The sequence below is a fragment of the Butyrivibrio sp. M55 genome (assembly GCF_900116865.1).
Classification (GTDB): Bacteria; Bacillota; Clostridia; order Lachnospirales; family Lachnospiraceae; genus Butyrivibrio.
Window position 1 is genome coordinate 279,020 of sequence record NZ_FPCD01000004.1, and the last position, 25,760, is coordinate 304,779.

At 40.4% G+C, this 25,760-nt stretch carries 21 protein-coding genes; all 21 read left to right on the forward strand.

Annotated features, from left to right (window positions below; all coding sequences use genetic code 11):
• Positions 1-78 precede the first annotated feature (78 nt).
• The 21 genes from BM398_RS07220 (at position 79) to rfbB (ending at position 25,755) form a co-directional block, all read left to right on the forward strand.
• A complete protein-coding gene (locus BM398_RS07220) occupies positions 79-1,662 on the forward strand; it encodes an NAD(P)/FAD-dependent oxidoreductase (RefSeq protein WP_026655808.1) in 1,584 nt (527 codons plus the stop codon).
• A 63-nt stretch (positions 1,663-1,725) separates the two neighbouring features.
• Complete coding sequence (locus BM398_RS07225) at positions 1,726-2,676, forward strand: glycosyltransferase family 2 protein (RefSeq protein ID WP_092337062.1); 951 nt, start codon at positions 1,726-1,728, stop codon at positions 2,674-2,676.
• Between the two features lie 40 nt (positions 2,677-2,716).
• Entirely contained in the window at positions 2,717-4,171 is a 1,455-nt protein-coding gene (locus tag BM398_RS07230; protein WP_092337063.1) for an MBOAT family O-acyltransferase, read from the forward strand.
• 50 nt (positions 4,172-4,221) lie between these two features.
• Complete coding sequence (locus BM398_RS07235; RefSeq protein ID WP_175531872.1) at positions 4,222-6,078, forward strand: CotH kinase family protein; 1,857 nt, start codon at positions 4,222-4,224, stop codon at positions 6,076-6,078.
• A 20-nt stretch (positions 6,079-6,098) separates the two neighbouring features.
• Complete coding sequence (locus tag BM398_RS07240; RefSeq protein WP_092337065.1) at positions 6,099-6,791, forward strand: polyphosphate polymerase domain-containing protein; 693 nt, start codon at positions 6,099-6,101, stop codon at positions 6,789-6,791.
• Between the two features lie 43 nt (positions 6,792-6,834).
• Positions 6,835-7,512 (forward strand): DUF4956 domain-containing protein, encoded by a 678-nt coding sequence (locus BM398_RS07245; RefSeq protein WP_092337066.1) that lies wholly within the window; start codon positions 6,835-6,837, stop codon positions 7,510-7,512.
• 36 nt (positions 7,513-7,548) lie between these two features.
• The gene (locus BM398_RS07250) at positions 7,549-9,039 is read left to right on the forward strand and encodes an SGNH/GDSL hydrolase family protein (protein WP_092337067.1); all 1,491 of its coding nucleotides are present in this window, start codon (positions 7,549-7,551) and stop codon (positions 9,037-9,039) included.
• Positions 9,029-9,649 (forward strand): uridine kinase, encoded by a 621-nt coding sequence (udk, locus tag BM398_RS07255; RefSeq protein WP_092337068.1) that lies wholly within the window; start codon positions 9,029-9,031, stop codon positions 9,647-9,649. Before BM398_RS07250 ends, udk begins: the two co-directional genes overlap by 11 nt.
• A gap of 61 nt (positions 9,650-9,710) precedes the next feature.
• A complete protein-coding gene (locus tag BM398_RS07260) occupies positions 9,711-10,805 on the forward strand; it encodes a DUF6077 domain-containing protein (RefSeq protein ID WP_092337069.1) in 1,095 nt (364 codons plus the stop codon).
• Position 10,806: 1 nt separating this feature from the next.
• On the forward strand, positions 10,807-11,685 hold the full coding sequence (locus BM398_RS07265) for a hypothetical protein (protein WP_092337070.1): 879 nt from the start codon (positions 10,807-10,809) through the stop codon (positions 11,683-11,685).
• Positions 11,686-11,698: 13 nt separating this feature from the next.
• Entirely contained in the window at positions 11,699-12,577 is an 879-nt protein-coding gene (locus BM398_RS07270) for a LicD family protein (RefSeq protein WP_092337071.1), read from the forward strand.
• 2 nt (positions 12,578-12,579) lie between these two features.
• Complete coding sequence (locus BM398_RS07275; RefSeq protein ID WP_092337072.1) at positions 12,580-13,293, forward strand: IspD/TarI family cytidylyltransferase; 714 nt, start codon at positions 12,580-12,582, stop codon at positions 13,291-13,293.
• 1 nt (position 13,294) lies between these two features.
• Positions 13,295-14,755 (forward strand): MBOAT family O-acyltransferase, encoded by a 1,461-nt coding sequence (locus tag BM398_RS07280; RefSeq protein WP_092337073.1) that lies wholly within the window; start codon positions 13,295-13,297, stop codon positions 14,753-14,755.
• A 68-nt stretch (positions 14,756-14,823) separates the two neighbouring features.
• Positions 14,824-15,894: a hypothetical protein gene (locus tag BM398_RS07285; protein ID WP_092337074.1), complete on the forward strand. Its 1,071-nt coding sequence runs from the start codon at positions 14,824-14,826 to the stop codon at positions 15,892-15,894.
• Positions 15,895-15,910: 16 nt separating this feature from the next.
• Positions 15,911-17,377, forward strand: a complete 1,467-nt coding sequence (locus BM398_RS07290) for a DUF6056 family protein (RefSeq protein ID WP_139233793.1) — start codon at positions 15,911-15,913, stop codon at positions 17,375-17,377.
• Positions 17,378-17,384: 7 nt separating this feature from the next.
• The gene (locus tag BM398_RS07295) at positions 17,385-18,938 is read left to right on the forward strand and encodes a hypothetical protein (RefSeq protein WP_092337076.1); all 1,554 of its coding nucleotides are present in this window, start codon (positions 17,385-17,387) and stop codon (positions 18,936-18,938) included.
• Complete coding sequence (locus BM398_RS07300) at positions 18,935-19,300, forward strand: transporter (RefSeq protein ID WP_092337077.1); 366 nt, start codon at positions 18,935-18,937, stop codon at positions 19,298-19,300. Before BM398_RS07295 ends, BM398_RS07300 begins: the two co-directional genes overlap by 4 nt.
• Positions 19,293-19,649, forward strand: a complete 357-nt coding sequence (locus BM398_RS07305; RefSeq protein ID WP_026655786.1) for a multidrug ABC transporter — start codon at positions 19,293-19,295, stop codon at positions 19,647-19,649. Before BM398_RS07300 ends, BM398_RS07305 begins: the two co-directional genes overlap by 8 nt.
• A 183-nt stretch (positions 19,650-19,832) precedes the next feature.
• A complete protein-coding gene (locus BM398_RS07310) occupies positions 19,833-23,117 on the forward strand; it encodes a glycoside hydrolase family 25 protein (protein WP_092337078.1) in 3,285 nt (1,094 codons plus the stop codon).
• Between the two features lie 24 nt (positions 23,118-23,141).
• Positions 23,142-24,650, forward strand: a complete 1,509-nt coding sequence (locus BM398_RS07315; RefSeq protein WP_092337079.1) for a hypothetical protein — start codon at positions 23,142-23,144, stop codon at positions 24,648-24,650.
• A 19-nt stretch (positions 24,651-24,669) separates the two neighbouring features.
• On the forward strand, positions 24,670-25,755 hold the full coding sequence (gene rfbB / locus BM398_RS07320; RefSeq protein ID WP_092337080.1) for a dTDP-glucose 4,6-dehydratase: 1,086 nt from the start codon (positions 24,670-24,672) through the stop codon (positions 25,753-25,755).
• Positions 25,756-25,760: the final 5 nt, after the last annotated feature.

Below are 25,760 nucleotides of genomic sequence, written 5' to 3' on the forward strand. Positions count from 1 at the left end.
GGGGTGGGGTATACTACTATTATTGTTCGTGCTCAAGATAATGAACGAACGATTATTTAGAAAATGAGGATAAATGTGATGAAGAAGGCCTTAATTATTGGTGCAGGTCCTGCGGGACTTACTGCTGCTTATGAGCTTTTGACCAAGTCAAAGGATTATCAGGTAGTAATCTTTGAGGAAACCGACCAGTTTGGAGGAATATCAAGAACAGTTGAGTACAAAGGGAACCGCATGGATATGGGTGGTCACAGATTTTTTACCAAGGTTCCCGAAGTTAATGCATGGTGGGATAAGATGCTTCCCGGACAGGGAAAACCTACTTATGATGATATAGTTCTCGACAGACCGATGAAGATGACAGAGGGTGGTCCTGATCCTGAGAAAACAGACAGAGTAATGCTTAAGAGACATCGTGTCTCACGTATTCTTTTTGATTCCAAGTTTTATGATTACCCGATTTCACTCAAGGGTGAGACTTTTAAGAACTTCGGCTTTTTGACTACGATGCAGGTTGGATTCTCATATATGGCTTCTGTTTTCCACAAGAGACCTGAGGACAATCTTGAGAATCTCTATATCAATAACTTTGGTAAGAAGCTTTATTCAATGTTCTTCGAGTATTATACCGAGAATCTCTGGGGCAGACATCCAAGCGAGATCGATGCTTCATGGGGCAAGCAGAGAACTAAGGGCTTATCTATTTTCGGAATAATCAAGGACTATCTTGGAAGACTTTTTAAAGTTAAGAACCGTAAGGTTAACACTTCACTTATAGAAGAGTTCAAGTATCCCAAGCTCGGACCCGGTCAGCTCTGGGACGTGACTGCTGAGGAGATTAAGAAGCTCGGTGGTACAATTATTGTAAATGCCAAGGTTACCGGAATCAGGAAAGACGGCAATCATATCAAAGGCGTATCTTATCTTGTTGATGGAAAAGAGATTGAGATTGACGGCGATGTAGTTATCAGCTCAATGCCGATAAAGGATCTTGTTGCAGGAATGAATGATGTTCCCGCAGACCCCGCAAGAATTGCAGCAGGACTTCCTTACCGTGATTATATGACTCTCGGTGTACTTGTTCCCAAGCTTAATCTTGAGAATAAGACCAAGATCAAGACTATCGGAAATATTGTGCCTGATAACTGGGTATATGTTCAGGATAGAAATGTTAAGATGGGAAGATTCCAGATTTACAACAACTGGTCTCCTTATCTTGTAAAAGATCTTGAGAATACTGTATGGGTCGGACTTGAATATTTCTGCTTTGAAGGCGATAACATGTGGAATATGACCGAGGATGAGTTTGCCAAGATGGCAATCGATGAGATGGTCAAGCTTAAACTTATCGACAAAGCGGATGAAGTTATTGACTATCACATGGAGAAAGTTAAAAAGGCTTATCCTGCTTACTTTGATACATATGATGAGATGGACAAGCTCATCGAGTATCTTGATACTATCGACAATCTCTATTGCGTAGGCAGAAATGGTCAGCATAGATATAACAATATCGATCATTCAATGTGTACATCCTTTGAGGCTGTTAAGAATATCATAAGTGGAGAGACAGACCGCAGCAACATATGGAACGTTAACACTGAGGAGGAATACCATGAAACATCTACTTCCGAAGATGAAGCAGATGAGGTGGAAATAGATTGACGATACATTAAATTTTAATGCGGTGCTTTAGGATGATATAGCACCGCATTTTTTAGGAGTATTATGAAAAAAATAAGTGTTTTGATCCCCTGTTTTAATGAGGTGGAGAACGTGGAGGGAATTTCCTCCGCAATTGAAGAAGTTATAAAAAAAGATCTTTCAAACTATGATTATGAGATCGTTTTCATAGACAATGCGTCTACAGACGGAACAAGAGATAAGATTGAAAAGATCTGTGAGGGAAATAATAAGATAAAGGCGATATTTAATGTCACAAATTTCGGACAGTTCAATTCGCCTTTCCATGGCATGTGCTCTCTTGACGGAGACTGTGTTATTCCCGTGTGCGCCGATTTCCAGGATCCGGTTGAGCTTATTCCCGTATTTGTAAAAAAGTGGGAAGAGGGTCACAAGATCGTAAGCGGTGTAAAAGCTTCGAGTAAGGAAAACGGATTCATTTATTTCCTCAGAACTGTCTACTATAAGACAATAAAGAATATTTCCAGTGTTCAGATGATTGAGCACTTTACAGGTTTTGGCCTTTATGACAAGACCTTTATAACTCTTCTAAGGCAGCTTAACGATCCGATTCCGTTCATAAGAGGAATTGTTGCCGAGTACGGAGCCGGTTTCAATATGACAACGGTTGAGTATGAACAGCCTAAGAGAAGAGCAGGCAAGACACATAACAATTTCTATACCCTGTATGATGCGGCAATGCTTAGTATTACATCATATACCAAGGTAGGACTGCGTCTTTGCACTTTAGCGGGATTTGCTTGTGCGATCATAGATATGATCGTTGCATTTGTATATCTTATACTCAAGCTTACTCACTGGTACAGCTTCCACGCAGGTTATGCGCCGATGATCATCGGAATGTTCCTTATGGGAGCGATACAGCTCTTTTTCATCGGATTTACAGGTGAGTATATCCTCAACATCAATACAAGAGTTATCGGACGTCCCATAGTTGTTGAGGAAAAACGCATTAATTTTGATAATGATAAATAATGTGACAGTTCACTAGATTTATAGACCACAGGGAGAAACAATGACCTTTATATCATTTGCATTTATGGTATTTCTGCCATGCGCCGTTTTGATCAATTTCATAGTTCCGATAAAGTATCGCTATATCTGGCTTCTTATAGCAAGTATGGTATTTTATTCAACTGCAGGCATAGGGGCGATGATCGTTCTCGTACTTTCTATGCTTTCGGTGTATGCAACAGGTATTTATCTGGGAAAAAAGAAGAAGGCAAAGCTCGTATTTCTTTTGTGCCTGCTTTTTAATCTCGGAATTCTTTTTGTGTTCAAATATTTCAATTTCTTTATGCAGATTCTGGGTATCGCCACAGACGGAGCCTATGGAAATATACAGCTGAATAATATGATCATTCCTCTCGGACTATCTTTTTACATACTTAAGTCCGTAGGATATCTGATTGACGTTTACAGGGGAGATATTGCCCCTGAAAAGAATTATCTTAAATTTGCTCTTTTCGTTTCATTCTTTTCGCAGATTCTTGCCGGCCCTATCGAAAGAGCGGGGAATATGCTAAAACAGTTCGATAATCCCAAGCCTATTGATTTTGACAGATTCAGAAACGGTTTTCTTCAGGTGCTTTGGGGATATTTCCTTAAGCTTGTTGTTGCGGACAGACTTGCTATTTTTGTCAAAGCTGTATTTGATGCCGAAGACGGTATAAGGGGTACGGTATCTTTTGTTGCAATCCTGTTCTATACATTTGAGATTTACGCGGATTTTGCGGGCTATTCACATATTTCAATCGGAATAGCAAGAATTCTTGGAATTGATGTAATGAATAACTTTGACAGTCCTTATCTGGCAAGGTCGATTGCGGAGTTCTGGAGAAGGTGGCATGTTTCACTTTCGTCATGGTTTAGAGATTATCTGTATATTCCGCTTGGTGGAAACAGAAAAGGAACAATCAGAAAGTTTATCAATATACTTATTGTATTTACTGTGAGCGGTCTTTGGCACGGCGCGGATTTCACTTTCCTCGCATGGGGACTTCTTCACGGTGTATATCAAGTGATTGGAAGCATAGTTACTCCTGTAAGAGATAAGATTACAAAGACATTCAATATAGGTAGAGCGAGCTTTTCTCACAGAATCGTAAAGACAGTGGGAACTTTTATTCTGGTAGCATATGCCTGGGTGTTCTTTAGAGCGGACGATATAATGCAGGCTGTAAGGATTATAAGAAATTCTTTTGCATTTACTCCTTGGAAAATTGTTGACGGAAGTATGTATCAGTTCGGGCTTACAAGAGGAAACTTTCTTCTTGGCGTATTTGGCATATTGCTTATGATCATTGTTGATCTTGTGAACAGTAGGGGAATTATTATAAGGGAAAAGATACTGTGCCAGGGATTGTGGCTTAGATGGATCATTATGATAGTGGGAATCGTGGTTACCGTAGTGTGCGGTATCTGGGGACCCGGCTATGATGTGTCTGATTTCATCTATAAGCAGTTTTAATCTATTTAGAAAAGAGTTTTGAAAGTGGAATTTTAAGGAGTAGTTTTCGGTTGATCGGTGGAAGAAAAGTAAAGAGCATATGGCTCATACTGACGCTGCTCATTGTAGCATTGTCGGTAACGGTTTTTCTTATAACGGATAAAAAAAGAAGTGCAGAGAAGTACATAGATTCCGATTTCGCAATATGGGAGAGCGTGGGATTTGTGGCTTGCGGCAATCCTGTTGAAACGGCGAGCGGAATAAATGCGCATTTTGACAGTGACGGTAAGCTGTGCTATGACGTATATCTTCCTGTGGATGAGGGAGAAGAAATCGAACTTGTTTGCGATGAAGGTATTGAAGTTACTGTCGGTAATGAAACTTATACAGGCGGAGATGTTTTAAATGTACCTTTATTTGAAAGATTGAACGGTGAGATAGATGTTCCCGGAGTAGGCACCGAAACGGCTGATTTCAGATTTATAGCGGCAAGTGGGATTCCTTCGGTATATCTGGGAACATATAATGATACAAAAGATTTTTTGAAGGAAGTAAAGGGAAATACCGCTGCAGGTTTTTGCACAGTTTTAAATGGAGATGATTCCAAAGATTATAGCGGAAACTGCAATATTCGTGTTCACGGAAATTCATCCTTTTTCTTCGATAAGAGTTCGTATCAGTTCAATCTTGAATCTGATGTGGGAATACTTGGGATGCCTGCGCAGCGAAAGTGGGTCCTTATATCGGAGTTTATTGACGGATCATTTATGAAAGATGCCATAATGTACAGGCTTTCTAAGAATACGGGAGATAAGTATTCTCCTGAATTTCGCTATGTGAATGTCTATCTGAACGGGCAGTATGAGGGACTTTATCTGCTTTTACAAAAGGTTGATATCGATGGCGGAAATATTGATCTCAATAATCTTGAGGTCGTTAATAATGTTGCCGGCGATAGGAAGATGAACCAAAATAACACCGGAGGATATCTCGTTGAGCTTGGAGCGGCCGATGCTTTTCAGGATACTCCGGAAAATCTTATTGTAGAGACACCTAACAGATGGATGGAAGTGAAGTCGCCGTCCAATCTTACAGAAGATCAGCATAAGTATTTGACAGATCTTGTTAATGAGGCGGAACAGGCTCTTTATCTTTCTGACGGTGAAAAGACCGGATCTGGGAAAATATGGTCTGACTATTATGATCCCGAATCATGGATGCGCCAGTATGTGTTTCAGGAGATATCGATAAATTATGATACGGAGTATAACAGCGAGTTTTTCCATATTAAAGAAAACGATAGGAAGTTATACGGTGGTCCGGCCTGGGACTTTGATAAGTCAATAAACGATTATGTTTCCTTTATTCAGAATGAAAGATTGAATTATATGATCAGATCGATTCACAATAATTCAATAGCAGTAAAGGATAAAGACAATTCGGGGATAATGTGGCTTAAGCAGTTTGATTCCCACAAAGATTTTCATGACGGAATGAAGAAATTTTTCTTTGAAAAGGCTGAGCCGCAGCTTAAAAAGATTCTTTCGGAAGATGTGCCTGTATGGGAAAAAGAAATTGAAAAATCAGCAATTGCAGATGCTTACAGGTGGTCCGGTGAAGATATTGATGAGCCGAATGATCCGGCGGATTCTTTTGCAAATTCGGTAAAGAAAATTACCGGAGTTTTTGCTGACAGGACTAAGTTCCTTGATGCATATTATAAGAATGAAGATGCTTATTATATTGTGACTTTTGTTTTGGATGAAGCCAGAATTGATCTGATGGTTCCGGTTAAAAAGGGATATACGATAGGTGAGGATGTGCTCCCGATTTACAATGACAGCAATGATTGGTACTATGGCAAGGAGTTATTTACTCCCGAAACCGTGGTCACAAAAGACATGGTACTTACGCAGAAACAGCATTAGGAAGGACAGAGCAGAGTTTTATGGGTAACAGATACAGAAACGAACAGAAGTATCTTATGAATAAAGCTGACGTCGCTATCCTTAAGATGAGGCTTGATGCCATGATGGAAAAAGATCCGCATGTGCGTGACGGCACGTCTTATCTGATTCGCAGTGTGTATTTTGACGATCCGTACAATTCCTGCCTTCATGAGAAGGAAGACGGAGTTAATTTCCGAAGAAAATGGAGAATCAGAATATATAATTGCAGCGACAAAGTGATACATCTTGAATGTAAAGAAAAACTGGGCAATATGACACATAAAGACAGCATAACGATTTCAAGAGCGGATGTTGAAGCGGCAATTGCCGGAAATATCGAGCCGGATAAGAACAGAGAACCCTTATGGAATGATTTTGCATTGCAGGTTATGACGAAAGGCTTCAGACCGGCAACAATTGTTCAATACGAGAGGATTCCGTATATCTGGAGACCTTCAAATGTTCGTATCACGATCGACAGATGTCTTTCTTCGAGCGAGATGTTTGACCGGTTCTTTGATGAAGACCTGCCGATAAGACCTATTATGGCAAGAGACCTTGATCTTCTCGAGGTGAAGTTCGATACGCTTTTGCCCGATCATTTGAGACAGGTGATGATTCTTGAGAATATGAGATATACATCTTTTTCTAAATACGAATTGTGCCGTCGAATGCCGATGCGGGCATTTTGATAGGATGACATATCAAGCACAGCATTATAACGGAGGATGAGAAATGAGTTTTAAAGATATTTTAAAGAAATCTTTTTTGGAGAATTATGCTCAGACGGAGATGAGCATTAGGACAATAATAATAGCAATCGCGCTTACATGTGTATTTGCAATATACATTTATCTTTTTTACAGAGTTGTTACCAAAAAGAGTTTTTATTCAAAGAGTTTTAATATCTCTCTTGCATCAATCGCGATAATAACTGCGGCAATCATACTGACTATCCAGTCAAGCGTTGTTGTTTCTCTGGGTATGGTAGGTGCGCTTTCTATTGTAAGATTTCGTACCGCGATAAAGGATCCCATGGATCTTGTGTTCCTGTTCTGGTCAATAGCTGTCGGAATCATCTGCGGCGCCGGATTGTTTGGGATTGCGCTGGTGCTTTCCGCATCGATCACGATACTCATTCTTGTTCTTGAGCTTGTTCCTCAGGCAAAAGCTCCTCAGATTCTTCTGATAAGCTTCAGAGACAGCGACGAGACTAATGACGGTGTTGAGAAGATACTTACAGAGAGTAAGAGTTATTACAGTGAGAAGAGCAGAACAATAACAAACGGACAGATTAGTCTGGCTTTCGAGATCAGAACATCTGACGGAAGAAAACTTTGCAGCAGCCTTTCGGGACTTGACGGAGTAAACAGTGTATCACTCCTTAAGCATGACGGCGAAGTAACATATTAAGCGTAGTGCTGAAGGCACTGACAAGGGCATGAATTTATGAAAAGAAAGATAAACATAGCTTTAAAGTGCATATTTTTTACTATAACCGTGGGTATTATTTTATATGCAACGACGATAGTTTTGGAGAGAAAAGACAGCTTGTATAAGTATGCCGATTTCTTTGAAATGGCTAAAAAAGATCAGATAGACGTTCTTTTTATCGGCTCGTCACACGTAATAAATGCTATAAACCCTACGGTTCTTTATAATGAGTACGGTTATACTTCTTACAATATGGGAGGACACGGTTCGCTCCTTCAATCGACATATTGGGAACTTAGAGAGGCACTTCAGTATACAACTCCGAAGTGGGTTGTTGTTGATGCCTATATGCTTGAGAAGAACTATCGTTATCTTGATGACAGGGAGACTAATCCCGATGAGGATGAAGTAAATACTTCTATTGAGCAGCTTCACCTAAATATGGACGTGTGGCCGTTTAACGACCTCAAAGTTGAGGCGGTAAACGATTTAATACAGGATAAATCGATCAGAAGGGAATTTCTTTTTAATTTCCTTGTTTATCACAACAGGTGGGAATATATTTCCGAGGATGATTTTAAGTCGGTATTCGGAGATGAGTCCAAGAACGAATTGTTCGGCGCAGAGATGAGATATGATGTTGAGACTTCTTTTACTTTCTGTAAGGAACCTGAAAAGGGAGAAGTTCTTCCCGAGGAAACGGTTGGAGAGCGCTATCTTGAGGCTATCATTGAAGAGTGTAAGAAGAGAAACATCGGAGTGCTTGTGACTTTCGATCCATTTAATCCTGAGTATAAAGATATTATTGCCGCAAATTCAGCGGGAGCGATAGCAAAAGCCTACAATGTGCCTTATCTTAATATGCTTAACTCGGATGTTATCGATATATATTCAGACTTAAACGATCACGGCCATCTGAACGCTGTCGGATCTACAAAGACGACCAAAGCGATAGGAAAGTGGCTTAAGAGCAATTCAAAGCTTGTAGATCACAGGGGCGACGAGGCATATGCGTACTGGGATGAGAAGAGCGATAATTTCTATGATTCGATAAGAGATGATACGATTGATGAGAGCAATCTTATTTCCAAGTTAAGCCTTTTGTCTCTTGAAGAGTATGGCTTTGTTTTCTACTGTAATGAAGGTTCACAGGTCTTTACGGATAAATCAATGGAACATGTCATCAGTGGATTGGCGGATTCAAATATGATAAAGACTACGTCGGGACCGTATATACTTATCAAGGATCCAAAGACGGGCAAGACATATGAGGCTTCAGGCGACGGGAATCTTGAGAATGTTGAGACAGCGATGGGACATATGTATTATCAGCCTGTTGAGCAGGATTTCAGACTTTTCTATGAGGCGGACGACCAGGATACAAACTATCTGTATGACGACGCTCATGCGAGTGCCGATATTCAGATAATAATATATGATAAAGAGACCGGAGAAGTGGTGGAACAGGAGTATTACACTTCAAAAGGAGGAAGATATGCAAGGTAAGATCTGTATTGTCGGAATTGCGGGTGGTACCGCTTCGGGCAAGACGACAATAGTAAGAAAGATAAAAGAGAATTTTGGAGATGATATTGTTGTCATCAACCATGATTCATATTATAAAGCGCACAACGACCTTTCGTATGAGGACAGGTCCAAGCTTAACTACGATCATCCGGATTCATTTGATACACAGATGATGATCGAGGATGTAAAAAAACTTAAGAATAACGAGGAAGTTGATATTCCCGTTTATGATTTTTCTGTTCATAACAGGGCAGATGCCACAGTACACATTGTTCCCAAGAATGTTATAATTCTTGAGGGAATCCTGGTTCTTGAAAATAAAGAATTAAGAGACCTTATGGATATCAAGGTTTTCGTTGATACGGATGCTGATGAAAGACTTATGCGAAGAATAAGGCGTGATATGGTCGAGCGTGCAAGGAGTATAGAGTCGATACTTAATCAGTACGCAGATACGGTTAAGCCTATGCATGAGCAGTTCATCGAACCCAGTAAAAAATATGCAGATATTATTATTCCCAGAGGTGGCGAAAACCTCACGGGAATCAATATTTTGCAGCAGCACATAAAGAGCATGCTTGTCATATGATAAGCATGGTTTGCTGTGATGCGGCTTTAAGTATAAGAAAATTGCTTTAGGAGAATGACATATGTTAATGGTTGCATGGTCCGTAGTGCGCCTGATCTATTGGATGTTAATAGTGCCATATCTTATCGGACAGCTTTTTAACTTTATATTACCTGAGGAAAAAAAGACGGTAGGGATAACCTTTGTTCTTGGATTTCTTATTTACATTGCTATATTTGAAGTAATCGCGATTCCCTGCATAATCAATTATGTTTATGAGTCATTTACGCATTGCAGGCAACTCTATGTAGTGATAGTTTCACTTCTTGCGATCGGAGGTGCTTTCAGATTTAACAAGGCAATGTTTACACGTAAGATTGCTTGTGATCTTAAGACGGAGACCAAGATTTATTATGGAATCTTTATAGCACTTGTACTTTTTCAGCTGGTAATGAACTTTGCGTATGCTCCGTTTAATGGGGACGATGCCGAATATGTGACAAATTCTCTTATAGCGCAGCAATGGGGATCTATGAACAGGGTTGATCCCAATGTCGGAGGACCTATAGATCTTAAAGTTCGAAATGTACTTGCTGCCATTACGATGTGGATAGCTTTTATAGCCAAGAGCTCATCCGTACATGCTACGATAGTGTCACATGCAGTAATGCCGCTCTTTGTGTTACCGCTTGTTTATTACGTGTATTATCGGATAGGAAAGATTCTTTTTAAGGAGAAAAAAGAAATCCTTCCCGTGTTTATGATATTTATAAATGTTCTTTTTATGTTTGGAAATGTATCACTCAGTACTCCTGCGACATTTCTTTTGATGAGAAGCTGGCAGGGTAAGGCTGTTTTTTCCAATCTTGTTCTTCCGATGATTGCTTGGATGTTTCTGCTTATGTTTGAAGATGCATCAAAAGTAAGCGAGACGACAGGAACTAAAGAAAAGCTTAAGCATACTGCGACATGGTGGATAATGCTTGCTCTTGTAAATGTGCTTTCATGTATCTGTACAGAACTTGGAGTTGCGTTTGGGTGCGGACTTATTGCAATCCTTACACTTGTTTTGTTATATGTATCAAAGAGATGGACTGTGCTTATAGGAGCATTTTTGTCGGTTGTTCCAAATCTCATCTATATAGCGATATATTTTTTGATGGGAGGTGGGGCATAATATGTTCGGAATATTTATGGAGTGTTTTGTCGCGCTCAGGCGGTATTTTGGCGGAGAATCGGCAACTGATATAAGAGCTTATCTGAACATGGCCGTTTTCCTTGCTTCTGTTATCTTTATTATAGTCAAGGAAAAAGATAAAGTTAAAAAGATACTCTTCGGAATAATGCCACTGGTTATGATCGTGGGATTTCTTTTACCGATCACAAGGAAAATATATGTCGGCCATATTGATCCGGACAGTCCTGAAACATATTACAGGATATTATGGCTGATACCTATGTATATCGTTATTGCATATGCTGCATGTTTGGTCATGATGAAAATGAAGAGCGACGCGATAAGAAGAGCTGTAATGGTCGCTGTGGTTATTGTGATAATGCTTACCGGTAAGCTTGTATATACTAACGAATTCATGTACAAGGCGGAGAATATTTATCATATTAAGCAGGACGTTATTGATATATGTGAGCTGATCAAGCCGGCTGAGGGAGAAGACAATCCCAGAGCGGCGTTTCCCGAAGAACTTACATGGTTTGTGAGACAGTATGATACGCATATCCTTATGCCTTACGGAGCGGATATTATTGAAGGCGAAGCCAAAGGTATGTATTGGGATCCTGTGTATGATGCAATGAAAAATGTTGAGGTAACACCGGAAGGCGTTGAAATAGTGGATGCCAAAGCACTTGTCGATGCTACAAGAAATGATGAGTGCCGATATGTCATTATGCCCGAGGATACCGAGAAAAGGAAGCTGAGTAAGGATCTTACGACATTCGGGCTGAAGGTTGTTGATAAAGTCGGTAAGTTTTATGTTTATGAAGATCCTGTTGTAGTTAAAGCGCTTGAGGAAAAGAAAGCAGCAGAGAAGAACTAAGGAAATATATTAAATGGATAAAGAAGTACAACAATACCTCGACAGGGTGCATGAGTCGGATTTTGCAATGCTATCGGAGGTTGACAGAATATGTAAAAAACATAATATACAGTATTATCTTCACGGAGGCACGTTCCTTGGTGCTGTAAGACATCAGGATTTTATTCCGTGGGATGACGATGTGGACATTCTCTTTTTGCGTGAAGATTACGAGAGATTTCTTGACGTATATGAAAAAGAGGCGGATAAGAGATTTAAACTTCTTAGATTTGAGAGATATCCTCAGTTTTTTGATTTTATAACCAAGATTGCGGATTACGATCTTACTTATGAGGAGACAGCTTTTGGAGCGGAAGATTTCTACGATCACAGGTATTCTCATCCTACGCTCGACCTTTTTGTATTTGATAAAGAGGCGGATAATCACAAGTGGCAGCTTATCAGGATGAAGCTTCTCTATGCACTTGCCATGGGGCACAGACCTTATGTCGATTATTCGAAGTTTAAGGGCGTGATGAAGATTGTTTCCTATCTTCTTACAACTGTCGGAAAGTGCATACCATTTAAGGTTATAGCATATAAATATATTAAGCTTCAGACACTCGGAGGACTTGCAAAGAGAGCGCCGGGTAATGAGAAGGGCTCGGGAGATGAGACAACTCTTTTCATCTCAAATGAGCAGCCCGATCCAAGATACTGGGGACTTGATTTTGATGCGGATCACCTTATATACGGACCTGATACAGCCATGATAAGGGGCAAGGAATTCCCTATTCCGAAGAACCACGACAAGTGGCTTAAGAAGACTTACAAGGACTACATGAGTCTTCCGCCTGAGGATAAAAGAGTTCCAATGCACGTTAATGTTATAAAGAAAAACGAGGACCTATAATTATGAAAACAATAGCACTTATAATTGCCGGCGGTACGGGAGCCAGAATGAAGCAGGACATTCCCAAGCAGTTTCTTACGGTAAATGAGAAGCCTGTTATTGTATATACGCTTGAGGCGTTTCAGAATCATCCCGAGATTGATTCTATCGCCGTAGTGTGTGTTGAAGGTTGGGAGCAGATGCTTATGGCTTATGCCCGCCAGTTCAATATTTCAAAACTTGAGCACGTCGTTCCGGGCGGAGAGAACGGACAGGGTTCCATACGAAACGGTGTGTATGAACTTGAGAAAAACTTTGAAGCCGATTCGATAGTGCTTATCCACGACGCGATAAGACCTATGGTTTCTGCGGAGATCATATCCGACTGCATCATGAAGACAAAGCAGTACGGAAATGCCATCACGGCTATTCCCTGTGCGGAAGCTATGCTTACCACAACGGATGGCGAAATGTCTGATAAGACATACCCAAGAGACAACCTTAAGAGAACTCAGACTCCGCAGGGATTCAGGCTCGGAGAGATCTGTGATCTTCACAGAGAAGCTCTTTCAAAAGGGATAACAAATTCTGTCGCATCTTGTACGCTTATGACAGAACTTGGCAGGAAAGTATATTTTTCACAGGGCTCTGAGAAAAATATAAAACTCACGACAGTAGACGATATTGACATCTTTAAGGCGCTCCTCATGAGCAAAAGGAGTGAATGGTTGAAGTAAAATGCTTTTTAATTCATATGAGTTCATGCTTTTATTTCTGCCGATATTTCTTGCGGCGTATTTTCTGATAAGGACAAAAATCAAAGATTATAAGAAAAAAGAAAGCCTTTTGAATATATTGATGATTCTGGGCTCTCTTATTTTCTATAGTCTTTTTGAGATTAAAAACACAGTTATTTTATGTATGAGTATCTTCCTCAACATAAATGTCATAAATTGCATCAGGTTAAAGAAGAACACGAAGATCTGGATGATCGCAGGCGTAGCGGTAAATATTGCGATATTGTTTTTCTTTAAGTACAGCGTTGTTTACGCTGGAATGTTCTTTCCTGTTGCAATCAGTTTCTACACATTCAATCAGATTTCCTATATTGTTGATTTTTATCGCGGTGAGATCAAAGAACATGATCTGATGGACTATCTCATCTATATTTTGTTTTTCCCAAAGATTCTGCAAGGGCCTTTGATGGGCTTTGCGGCATTTAACGATGGGCTAAAAAAAGCTTATAAAGATGATATGGATTGGGAAAAACTGATGCGTGGATTGCTTCTTTTATCCATGGGATTGTTTAAGAAGGTAATCCTTGCGGATACTTTTGCAAAGGCTGTCGAGTACGGATTTTCTGCGATTCCCAATCTTGGAAGGATGGAGGCGATACTTACCGCTGTGTTTTTTTCTTTCCAGTTGTATTTTGATTTTAGCGGTTACTGCGATATTGCGGCATCTGTCTGTATGATGATGGGATTTGAGCTTTCGCTTAATTTCAATTCACCTTATAAGGCTGTTGATATAGGTGATTTCTGGGACAGATGGCATATCACACTCACTAAGTTTTTTACCAAATACGTATATATACCTCTCGGAGGTAGCAGAAAAGGGCAGCTTAGGACGTATCTGAATATCTTTTTCATATTTTTGCTCAGCGGAATCTGGCATGGAAACGGAAGCACATTTGTTGTCTGGGGAATCATGCATGGCGTTCTGAGTATCATTACAAGGATGGTGAAAAGAGCGAAAAAGATATCGGAAAAGAGTGAGGAAAACCGGATTATCGCAGCAGGTAAGAAAATTTGTGGAACTCTTTTTACCTTTGTTTATGTAACTGCTGCATGGGTGTTCTTTAGGGCGGGTAGCATATCTGATGCTATTCTTCTTTTTGAGAGGATGGTTGTCGGCGGAATAAGGCCTTTTTACAGCACGTTTGCCGATGGATTTAATCTCGATGAGATATGGTATGTGATAAAGATGACTCCGCTTATGAAGTTAAGCATTGCGTGGGATCTTTGTCTTTGGCTTTTTCTTATTGCGGGCAGTGTGATTATCTTTTTTGGAAAAAACGCTGTCTCATATTCTAAGGAGTGCAAGATAAATTTTGGCACGACGGTACTTACTGCGGTGCTTTTGGTCTGGAGCATAATCAGTTTTTCGGGTGTAAGTACATTTCTTTATATGAATTTTTAATGTATTTTCAATTTGATAATACATTTGTGCCGGCCGGATGAACAGGCGGCACGGGGGCGGAGAAAATTATGAAAAGCTATAAAAAGTACTTTTTCATCTTAATAAGTATGGTTATTGCTGTGTTTATCATCTGTGGGGCAATCGTGGTGTATGTGGATCCTTTTTTTCATTTCCATACTCCTGTTGCGGGATTTCCGTATATTGTTGACAATCAGCTTAGTCAGAATCCCGGAATGGCGAGGAATATGGCATATGACGGATGTATCATAGGATCGTCCATGACAGTTAATTTTGACACGGATGATTTTAAAGATATCCTTGGAACCGATACCGTAAAACTTAGTTACAGCGGGGCGTATCCTAGGGACGACTACAATATCCTTTCTTTCGTGTTTGATAAAAATACCTATGCGAGGAAGAAAAAGCCTGTAAAGCAGGTGTACTTTGCCGTAGATATTCCGACTATGACGGCAGATCCGGATGAAACAAAGTATCCGCTTCCGATGTATTTATATGACAAGAGTGTCATTAATGATGTAAAATATCTCATAAACAAGGATGTATTATTTGAATATATTTTTCGTCCCGCTATCCAGGGAAAAGGTTCGGATTTTTCGGAAATCTATTTTAGCTGGTGGACACCTGAGTATTACAATATTCAGTGGGTTATGCACAATTACGAGCAGCCTGAGATAAATCCTGTGGAAACTGAAAAAGATGGGCTTATCGAGAGAACGGAAGTAAATCTTTCAAGGAATATTCTTCCTTTTGTGGAGGCAAATCCCGATACGGAGTTTTATTTCTTTTTCCCCCCTTACAGTATCCTGTATTGGAACAATGTGAAGCGCGAGAATACATTTGAGGCGACGATGGAGCAATACAGATATGTCGCCGAGAGGCTTCTTGGGTATAAAAATGCGAGGGTGTTTTATTTCCAGACTATGGAGGAGACCCTGAATCTTAGTAATTATGCGGATTATTCACATTATAAACCCGCAATTAACAAATTTATGGTAGAATGCTTTAAGGATGGAAAATATGAAATTAAATCCGTTGAGGAAATGGATAAGGGGTTGTTAACTGTTAGAAAAATGGTTGCAGACTTTGATTATGCAGACCTTTTTTCGAGGAAATGGTAAGAAAGATCGCGGGTATATGAAACACGAGAGAACGCAAAGAGTATTAAATTGGGGAATGGTGATCGTATCGGTTCCGATTATCGCGTTTTTGGTAGGGACAATCGTAAGAGTAGCCATGTTTGTTGTGCCGGTGTCGGATGATTATTGGTACGCGGGATCGGGAATCGGAGTCGATGGATTCTTTAATCGTATAGTTTCTGCGTGTAAGTTTACGCATGAGGCATACGGACATGAACAGGGCGCATATTTTACTTCATTTATCGGTTCGTTTTTTAATCCCATAATCTACGGCGGCTTTTCCGCAATGAGGGGCACTATGGTGATCAATGCGGTGCTTGTATTTGCGGCGGTTATATTTTTGACTTGTGTCATAATGAAGAAAACTGCGGATGTTGGCGTGCATGTTGTATTATTTGTGATCGTGATCGTTGTGTTTCCGCTTACGGCGTATGATTCGTTCAGGGAAGTGTTTTACTGGTTTTCCGGAGCCTGTGCGTATGGGGTTCCTATTTCATTTGGACTTACGTCGATCGGTCTTTTTATCATTTATAACCTTAACAAGGAAGTTGCGCTGACAGGAAGAGAGCCACTTTTTTTTGCGGCAATACTCGGAGCGGCGACGGTCGGAGCATCCCTTGCAATAACGGGGATATTTGTGTATTTTCTTTTGTGTACTATTATCTATTTTGCGATTAAGAGAAGAAGACTTGAAAAAGATAATATGATAGTATTTATTACATGTCTTGCAGGAGCGGTTATAAATATGATCGCGCCGGGGAATTTGACGGGACATGGAATTGAAAACAGCGGCGCAGTTGATGTAAAAGCCGGAATTGGTTATGCGGCAGAGCATTATAAGTATGTGGTAAGGTGGCTTTTTTTTAACAGGAATTATCTTGTTCTTGTTATCAGCCTTATGGTTGTCGGATATCTTATCTATGACAGGATAAAGCTTTGTAAGGCAGCTTGGATAGTGGTCGGAGTTATGTTTTTTGCTTCTCCGGTGGTAACGGCTTTTGCGCAGGTAATGGGATATGGCATGGAGCAGATTCCGAACGGATGCTTTTTTATCACAGTGATGGCTACGACTGCCGCATTTGATAATCTGGCATTGTTTATCGGATGGTTAATGGGAAGAGCTTTGAAAGGACATAAGAAGATGTCCGTTCTTGCGGTTCTTTATGCAATTATTTTCGTGTGCTTTATAGCGACACCTTTTTCACCCGGAAAGTATAGCGTTGTTATGCTTAACAAGAAGCTTTATAGTGGTGAACTTCAAAAAAATTATGTTGAGACAAAGAAACTTACAGACAGCTTTGCTAATATGAAAGGCAAGGATGTTAAAGTTGATGCCCCGACAAATCCTGAAACTATCGGGGATTTTTATTCCTTCTTTTTGCTTGACGATCCGGACAGCAGGATCAACAGTGATGTGGCAAAGGTATACGGATTGAGCTCTATATCCAATATAAGAGAGGAATGATGCAGTAATGAGAAATAAGAGAAATAAAAGAGAAGATTTTGATATATACAGCGATGATGATTTTGATATCCTCGCAGGAGACAGTATGGAAGAATTTGAAAACGATGATGACTTCAGAGACGCCGACGACTATGAAGATGAAGCCGGATATGATGGCGATTACAGAGATGATTATGAAGACGACGGCTATAGGGATGACTATGAGGATGATTACTCAGAGGGCTTTGAAGAAGGCTATGAAGACGACTTCAAGGATGACTTCTATGATTTTGATAAAGAGAATGTAAGATCGTCGGGAAAAAGAGGTCGTTCCGACGATTATGAAGAATATGAAGACGATTATCCTGCAGACTACGAAGATGAAGATCATGATGATGAGTTTTTTGAAGACTACGAGGATGACGGGCAGGAGGACGAGTATATGAGAGATTACAAAGGCAGCAGACGTAAGGGTAATCGATCCGGACGTTACAGGGATGATTATGACGATGAAGAGTATTATGAGGATAGCAGGAGCGCAAGGAGAAGCGGCAAGAGAGGATACTCCGAGGATGATGACGACGGAGACTACGAGAAAAAAGGCAAGATTCCGCGTTGGGCTCACTTTATTGTATTAGGTGTAATTGTAGCTATTGTCTTGTATTTTGTTTTGCAGATCGTGAAATGGGATCACAGCAGTATGGAACTGAAGGAGTCGGATGAGAAAAATATTGCGGCCGAGGTTCAGGATTTTATTACCTATTTGTCTGAAGAGCAGAAGGCAGCACATAAGAACGACGGTGAAGAGACAATTCTTATGGTCGGAAACGATGCTATAACTCACGATTTGGGCGATACAGGAATTGCCGCTCAGATTGAAAAGGCTTCAGGCGCAAAATGCATAGCTGCGGGATTTCCTGAGACTACTGTTGCTCGTTCGGCAAACGGTAGCGACCCACTTGATGCTTTCTGTTTCCCGAACGTAATAGATGCGATCACAAGCGGAGATTATTCCAAGCTTCACGAGGCGACAAGTTCTGTTGATAATTCTTCAATGTTTGAAGACAGTATAAAAACACTTGAAGATGTTGATATGGATAAGGTTGATACTCTGGTTATCTACTACAATGCGCAGGATCTTCTTAAGGGAAGGATAGGTAGAAACCCGGACAATCAGTTTGATGAAGTTACATATAATGGAGCGCTTGCTACCGGAATCAAGAAGATTCAGGAAAAGTTTCCTTATATGAGGATCATCGGTATGACCGTTACTTTCTGTTACGGCTTTGACAAGGACGGAAATGTAGTTGCGGGAGATAAGCTGGAACTTGGAAACGGCGATCTTTTCCAGTACTATCTCGGAATGATGACGGTATGTTCAGAGGCTGAGAATCCAGGTGTAAGTGTTGTCGACAATTATAACGGAGATATATCAGAGGAGAACAGTAAGGATCTTCTCGTTGACAATATTCATGTAAATGTCGAATGCAACAAACATATAGCGGAGCATTTTGCGGAAGTCTATAAGAATATTGTGGATACGGAAAGCGGATCGGGAGAAGAAGGGAAATCGGAAGAATGAAAAAGAACAGTATAGCCGCTATTTTGCAGTTGCAGGGAGCAGTTATTGTCTATTCGCTTTCAACTGTTGCAGCAAAATGCGCTTCCGAATATCCGACATTATCTCTCGGATGGATCGGCTTTTTTGCACTTGAATTTGTTGTTTTGGCAATTTATGCCGTTATATGGCAGCAGGTCATTAAGAAATTTCAGCTTTCTATAGCTTATTCCAATAAGGCTGTAACATTGATGTGGTCAATGCTCTGGAATTTTGTTATTTTCTCAGAGAATATTACACCGGGGATGGTAATCGGCGTTCTTATTGTTATTGCCGGAGTTATAGTTATGAACAGTTCATCGGAGGAGGAAGCGGAAAGTGTATAAGTATTTTTTAATGATGCTTTTGGCTGAGCTTATAGCATCCTCTTCACAGATCTTTTTGAAAATGAGTTCGAAAAAGAGCTATCCGTCGGCCATAAGGGAGTATCTTAACTGCCTTGTTATAGGCGGATATTCGCTACTTATGGTGTCAATGGTCATTACGGTAGTCTTTGGCTATAATAAAGAAAAACTTGGATATATGGGAACCGTAGTTATGGAGCCCATAAGCTATGTTTTTGTATTGATCTTGTCGAGGATTGTTTTTAAGGAGAAGATATCAAAGAGAAAGATTGTGGGGATGAGTCTCATTATATGTGGGATAGCAGTCTTTTTTCTAAATAAACCTATGTAAAATGAATATGCAGATTGGGGGCGTGAATCTGCGATATACGATATATAGAAATAAAAAATCCGAATGATAACAAAAAGTTGTTATTGTATTTCGAAAATGTTAAAATGCTATATATGGTATAGGGGGTTATCGAGGGAGGATATATTTAGTTACGTTAATTGATCAATCGTACGAGGAGTGTATATGAAAAAGATAACTAAGCGCGGATTATTTGTCGGCCGCAAGACTTCTAAAGGCAGAAAAAAACGAGACAACAGGGAATATAGAGAAGAATACGACAGAGATGTTCGTGACGATCGTGAGTACGACGGATATGATGATTATGTAGATGATCGTGGGTATGATGATCGTCGCTATGACAGGGAGTATGAGGTTTTTGATGATAATCGCGATTACAAAGTTGGACGCGATTATGATGATTACGATTACGACCGTGATTATGAAGATAATAAAGATTACGTAGATAGCCGCAAATATAGTGATGCAGGCTATGACTACGACAGAAGATGTGAAAAAGAAGATTATGATAGGGATTACGCCGATGATGATCGTGACTACGAAAACGGAGATGATTACGGCCACGGATATGCGGATGATGATCGCTATTATTCAAATAATGCCCGTAGTTATGACGATGAAGTTCGCGGGTATGAGCGCATGATCGATGAAAAGTATGATGATTCCGATTATGACAGAGATTATGCGGATGACGATCGCGACTATGCGGAAGATGATCGCCAGTTTAAGAGTGCAGATCTTGCAAGCGCATTTAATGGCGATAATGAGTATGACACAAGATATTGCGACAGTGATTATGAGTATGACGGCGGATATGACGACAGATATGACAACGAAGAATACAGCCGTGGACATAAAGCATCTAAAAAGGGTGCACGTAGATCCGGAAAGACAAGAAAGAGTCCGAGTGCGGTAGAAAGAACTGCAGCAGTTGTTGCTGTTGTGATTCTTGGTGGTGCGATCGCGACAGGAGTTTTCTATACAAAAGCACTTGGCAGAAGTCATGAAATCAGTGCTTTTGCAGATGTCGGATCGACTATGAGCGATGTTCAGATTGTTGGACAGAGCGGACTTGTTGCGGTTGCCGATGCTGAAAAAGCAAAGCAGATGACCGCAAATATCATTGATGAAGCAAAAGAAGAAAAGGTTGAAGAAGTAGTAGAAGAGAAGGTAGAGGAAGAAGTTACAGGCGGAAAAGTTAGCTTCAGTGTTTCTTCTATCAAGAGCGACCTTAAGATAAAGTTTATCGGAAGCAATAAAAAGCTCGTTGCAAAAGTTCCCTTTAAGGTAACTGTCGAAAATCCCGACGGATCTAAAGTTGATTACGAGGATGACGACAAAGACGGTATCATCTATAAAAAGGAAATGAAAGCCGGAACTTATAAGGTTACACCGAATGCACTTCCTGCCGAGTATTCACAGTACAGCCTTGATACATCTACAAAGTCTGTAACTGTAAAAGATAAGGTAGAGATGAAGCCGGTTGATGTCAGCAACGAGGTTAAGAAAGAATCACAGATCAACGTTGCAAAAGAAGATACAGCCGTAAAGAACGTTGTGGAATCAACACTCAAAGATACTGTTGAGTATGTTGAGAGTGAGAAGATTCCCGCAGACGGATCGGCTGCCGATAAAAACGGTACATATAAGGAAATTGATAAAAACAGCATTGCTGATCCTATGTCACAGTCATCGATAATTGACTTCACTAACTTTAGGACGGTTGCGCGTGCTAGAGAGAATAACGCCACTGGAGACCTTAAGACAAACGGTGAAGCGGAAACAAACAATACTTCCCAAAAGGACGATGAATCAAACAAAGATGATACATTAAAGTCTGGGGAAGATTTGAATAATCCGAACGAAGATTCAAAGAAGAAAAGCGAAGATGAAGAAGCTGCAAAAAAGGCAGCAGAGGAAGCAAAAAAGAAAGCTGATGAAGAAGCGGCTGCGAAAAAAAAGGCAGATGAAGAGGCTGCGGCAGCAGAAGCGTCAAGACTTAAGAAAGAGAAAGAAGAAGCAGCGGCAGCAGAAGCATCAAGACTTAAGAAAGAGCAAGAGGAAGCAGCGGCAGCAGAGGCTTCAAGGCTTAAGCAGGAAGCCGATAAGAAGGCACTTCTTGAGAAAAACGGCAAGGTTCCTGTAAAAGAGACAGCGATAACACTTACTGAAGGTGATAAAAAGGCTATAGAAACAAAAGTATCCGGATTGGCGATTCAGATTACTTCTGACAATACAGGATGCGTATCATGCAGCGGCAATACAATTTCAGCTATAGCTAAAGGAACAGCCAAGCTGACTGTTACAGCAGAGAATTATCAGACCGAATATATCACTGTAACTGTTAATGCAAAGAAAGCAGGAGATCTTCCTATCAAGTTCAAGAAGATTACACTTGTGCAGGACGAGAAGACAAATATCGGAATAAATGCAAATGATTATCCGGGATTCTCAGGAAAAGCTAAAGACGCTTCTATCGTAGGCGTTTCAGGAACAGAACTTCAGGGTAAGAAAGCCGGAAAGACAACTGTTACATATACAGCAACAGGTTATAATGCATTTGATATTGAGGTAACGGTAGTAGATAAGAAGGCGCTTCTTAAGACTCGTGATGGTGAGCAGGTTTATGTAAAGAGCTCAGAAGGTGGTTTCAGAGAGGCAACATATGCCGATTACTATAACAAAGAGAATTTCTTCCTTAAGGACAAGGGAGAGGGCAACTTCAAATACAAAGGCTGGCAGACAATAAACGGAAAGACCTATTACTACAACAAGAACTGTGAGTACGTAACAGGTAAGCAGGTTATTCAGGGCGTTGAGTACGTATTTGGAAGCGACGGCGTCCTTACAACTTCTGCGGGAGCAAGAGGAATCGATGTAAGTAAGTGGAACGGATCTATAGACTGGAAGGCTGTAAGAAACGAAGGAATCGAATTCGCTATCATCAGATGCGGTTACAGAGGTTCATCTCAGGGTGCACTTATCGAGGATCCTACTTTCAGAACTAATATTAAGGGTGCTCAGGCAGCAGGACTTAAGGTTGGTGTTTATTTCTTTACACAGGCTGTAAACGAAGCGGAAGCTGTTGAAGAAGCTTCAATGGTAATAGAGCTTTGTAAGGGATATGGACTTTCGTTCCCTGTATATCTTGATGTAGAGGGAAGTAACGGTCGAGGCGATACTATCAGTGCTGAGCAGAGAACTGCCAACATCAAGGCATTTTGCGGAACAATCCAGAATGCGGGATACAAGGCCGGTGTATACGCAAACAAGACATGGTTTACAAGCAAGATCAATACCAATCAGATTACAAACTACAAGATCTGGCTTGCGCAGTATGCTGCAAATCCTACATATAACGCTACAAGATTTGATATGTGGCAGCATACATCAAAGGGTAAAGTGTCCGGTATTTCCGGAAATGTTGACCTTAACATTTTGTACAGATAATAAATGTGAATATAGGTACAATATATGAGTAACATCAACAAGGACAAAGGATTGGAATCTTTTAAGATTCTGTCCTTTGTTTTGCCTTTAATTTTTTATATCGGAATTGCGGTTTTGGACGGCCCTGTATGGTGCGTTGATTCCCAGAGCTATGTAAGCATGGATTTCTCAAGAGAGCCTGTTTACCCGCTTTTTTTGGCGCTTATCAGAAAGATATTTGAAACCTTTAAATTCTCAGGCGAATATAAGGGGCAACCTTCATATCTTTTCTGTGCCGTGATAATTCAAAGCCTATTGTGGGTATATGCGTCGTGGCGGCTTGGAAATAAAGTCTACAATGTTGCAAGCCATTATCTGAAGACAGGCGGGGCGTTGCTTCTTGGATACGCAGGTGTCTTTTCGCAGATGGCGGTTGCGTCGCTCAACAGATTTGCGGCCAAAAGAGGTTCGATGTATTCCGAGAGCATTATGACCGAATCGCTTGCGATACCTCTCTTTGTTGTTTTTACAATAGAGCTGTGGAATTTGCACAGAGTATATCTTCAGCGAAATCTTGTGAGAGTATTTGTGCTTGCGATACTTATTGCAAGTATCAGAAAACAGATGCTTATCTGCCTTATTTTATGGGGTTTTTCTGCATTTGTGATCTATCTTTTTATAAACAGGCAGGAAGGCATTCATAAGTTTTTTATAACCATACTTATGATAGTTGCGGCTGTTGCAAGTATAAAAGGAATTGACAGAATGTATAATTCGGCTCTTCGCGGAAGATTTGTTGAGCATATCGGAAACAGCAAGGGCGGTCTTGATACGGTTATGTACACGGCAAGAAGCGAAGATGCGGAACTTTTTAAAGATTATGAAGGGTATCCGGATCTCGATGCGTTATATACGGATATTTTTAACACCTGTAATGAGCAGCAGCTTAATATAGAATATGCTCCGGGTTATGAAAAGAGAGATCAGGCAAATGTATTTAATTCGGACTGGCCCGCAATGGCATCGCATTACGCGGAGAGCTATGATGTCATAGGATTTGATATCGTGCAGGTTAAGTGTGATGAATATGTTGCGAGTCATTTTCCGGGACTTGAGCTGTGTGATGCTCAGCTAAAAGAAGATGAGATAGAAGGAATTCTTTTTAAAACTCTGTTAAAACATGCTTTTGAGAGAATAAAAAAAGGCGACGGCAAAGCAATAATATATGTATTTACCGCAAATGTACTTAAAGCGTTTGTTATATCGGTTGCAAATATCAGTCCTAAGATTCTTATCCCGATATCATTCTTTATGTATCTGCTGTTTTTGACTTCGTTTGTGCTCTTGTTCCTGAGCAGCGTTTTTGGAAATCGTGGAAATGAAAAGGATGTGAAGGTTGATTTTCTGTTATTTGCATTTCTTACGCTTTCGGGAATTGCGATAAATTCTGTGGTTACGGGATCGATGATATTCCCGCAGCCCAGATATATGTGCTACGGTATGGGACTCTTCTACTTGGCACTGACTTGTGATATAATAGCCACGAAAAAATGAAAAGGAAAGGTATACTTTGATGAAAACTTATCTTGTAACCGGAGGGGCCGGATTTATCGGTTCTAACTATATTCACTACATGTTCAAAAAATATGGCGACGACATTCGCATCATAAATGTTGATGCACTTACATATGCTGGAAATCTTGAGAATCTTAAGGATGTTGAGAATCGCGACAATTATACTTTTGTCAAAGCAAATATTTGCGACAGAGATGCCATCAACAAGATTTTTAAAGAGAATGACATAGACAGAGTTGTTCACTTTGCGGCAGAGAGCCATGTTGACAGATCTATTGTCAATCCCGAGATTTTCGTTGAGACTAACGTTCTCGGAACAGCTACTATGCTCAATGCAGCTAAGAAAGCATGGGAACTTCCCGACGGAACATTCAAAGAGGGCAAGAAATTCCTTCATGTTTCAACTGATGAAGTTTACGGTTCACTCGATGATGATCCGAATGCTTATTTCTATGAGACAACACCTTACGATCCGCACAGCCCTTACTCAGCAAGTAAGGCAAGTTCAGATATGCTTGTAAAGGCTTATATGGATACATATAAGTTCCCCGCAAACATTACTAACTGTTCTAATAACTACGGACCTTATCAGTTCCCTGAGAAGCTTATTCCTCTTGTGATCAATAATGCACTTGCAGGAAAAGATCTTCCTGTATACGGAGACGGTAAGAACGTACGTGACTGGCTCTTTGTTGAGGATCATGCAAAGGCAATCGACATGGTACAGGAGAAGGGAAGACTCTTTGAGACATACAATGTCGGCGGACACAATGAGAAGCAGAATATCGAGATCGTTAAGACAATCATCGATGTTCTCAGAGAAGAGCTTGATGACAGCGACCCCAGAAAGGCTAAGCTCAGCTATGACCTTATCAAGTATGTAACAGACAGAAAGGGTCATGACAGAAGATATGCCATCGCTCCCGATAAGATCAAGAAGGAAATCGGCTGGGAGCCTGAGACCATGTTCAAAGAAGGTATCAGAAAGACCATTAAGTGGTACTTTGATCACAATGACTGGATGGAGCATGTTACAAGCGGCGATTACGAAAAATACTACACAAAGATGTATTCAGGAAGATAAAAGAG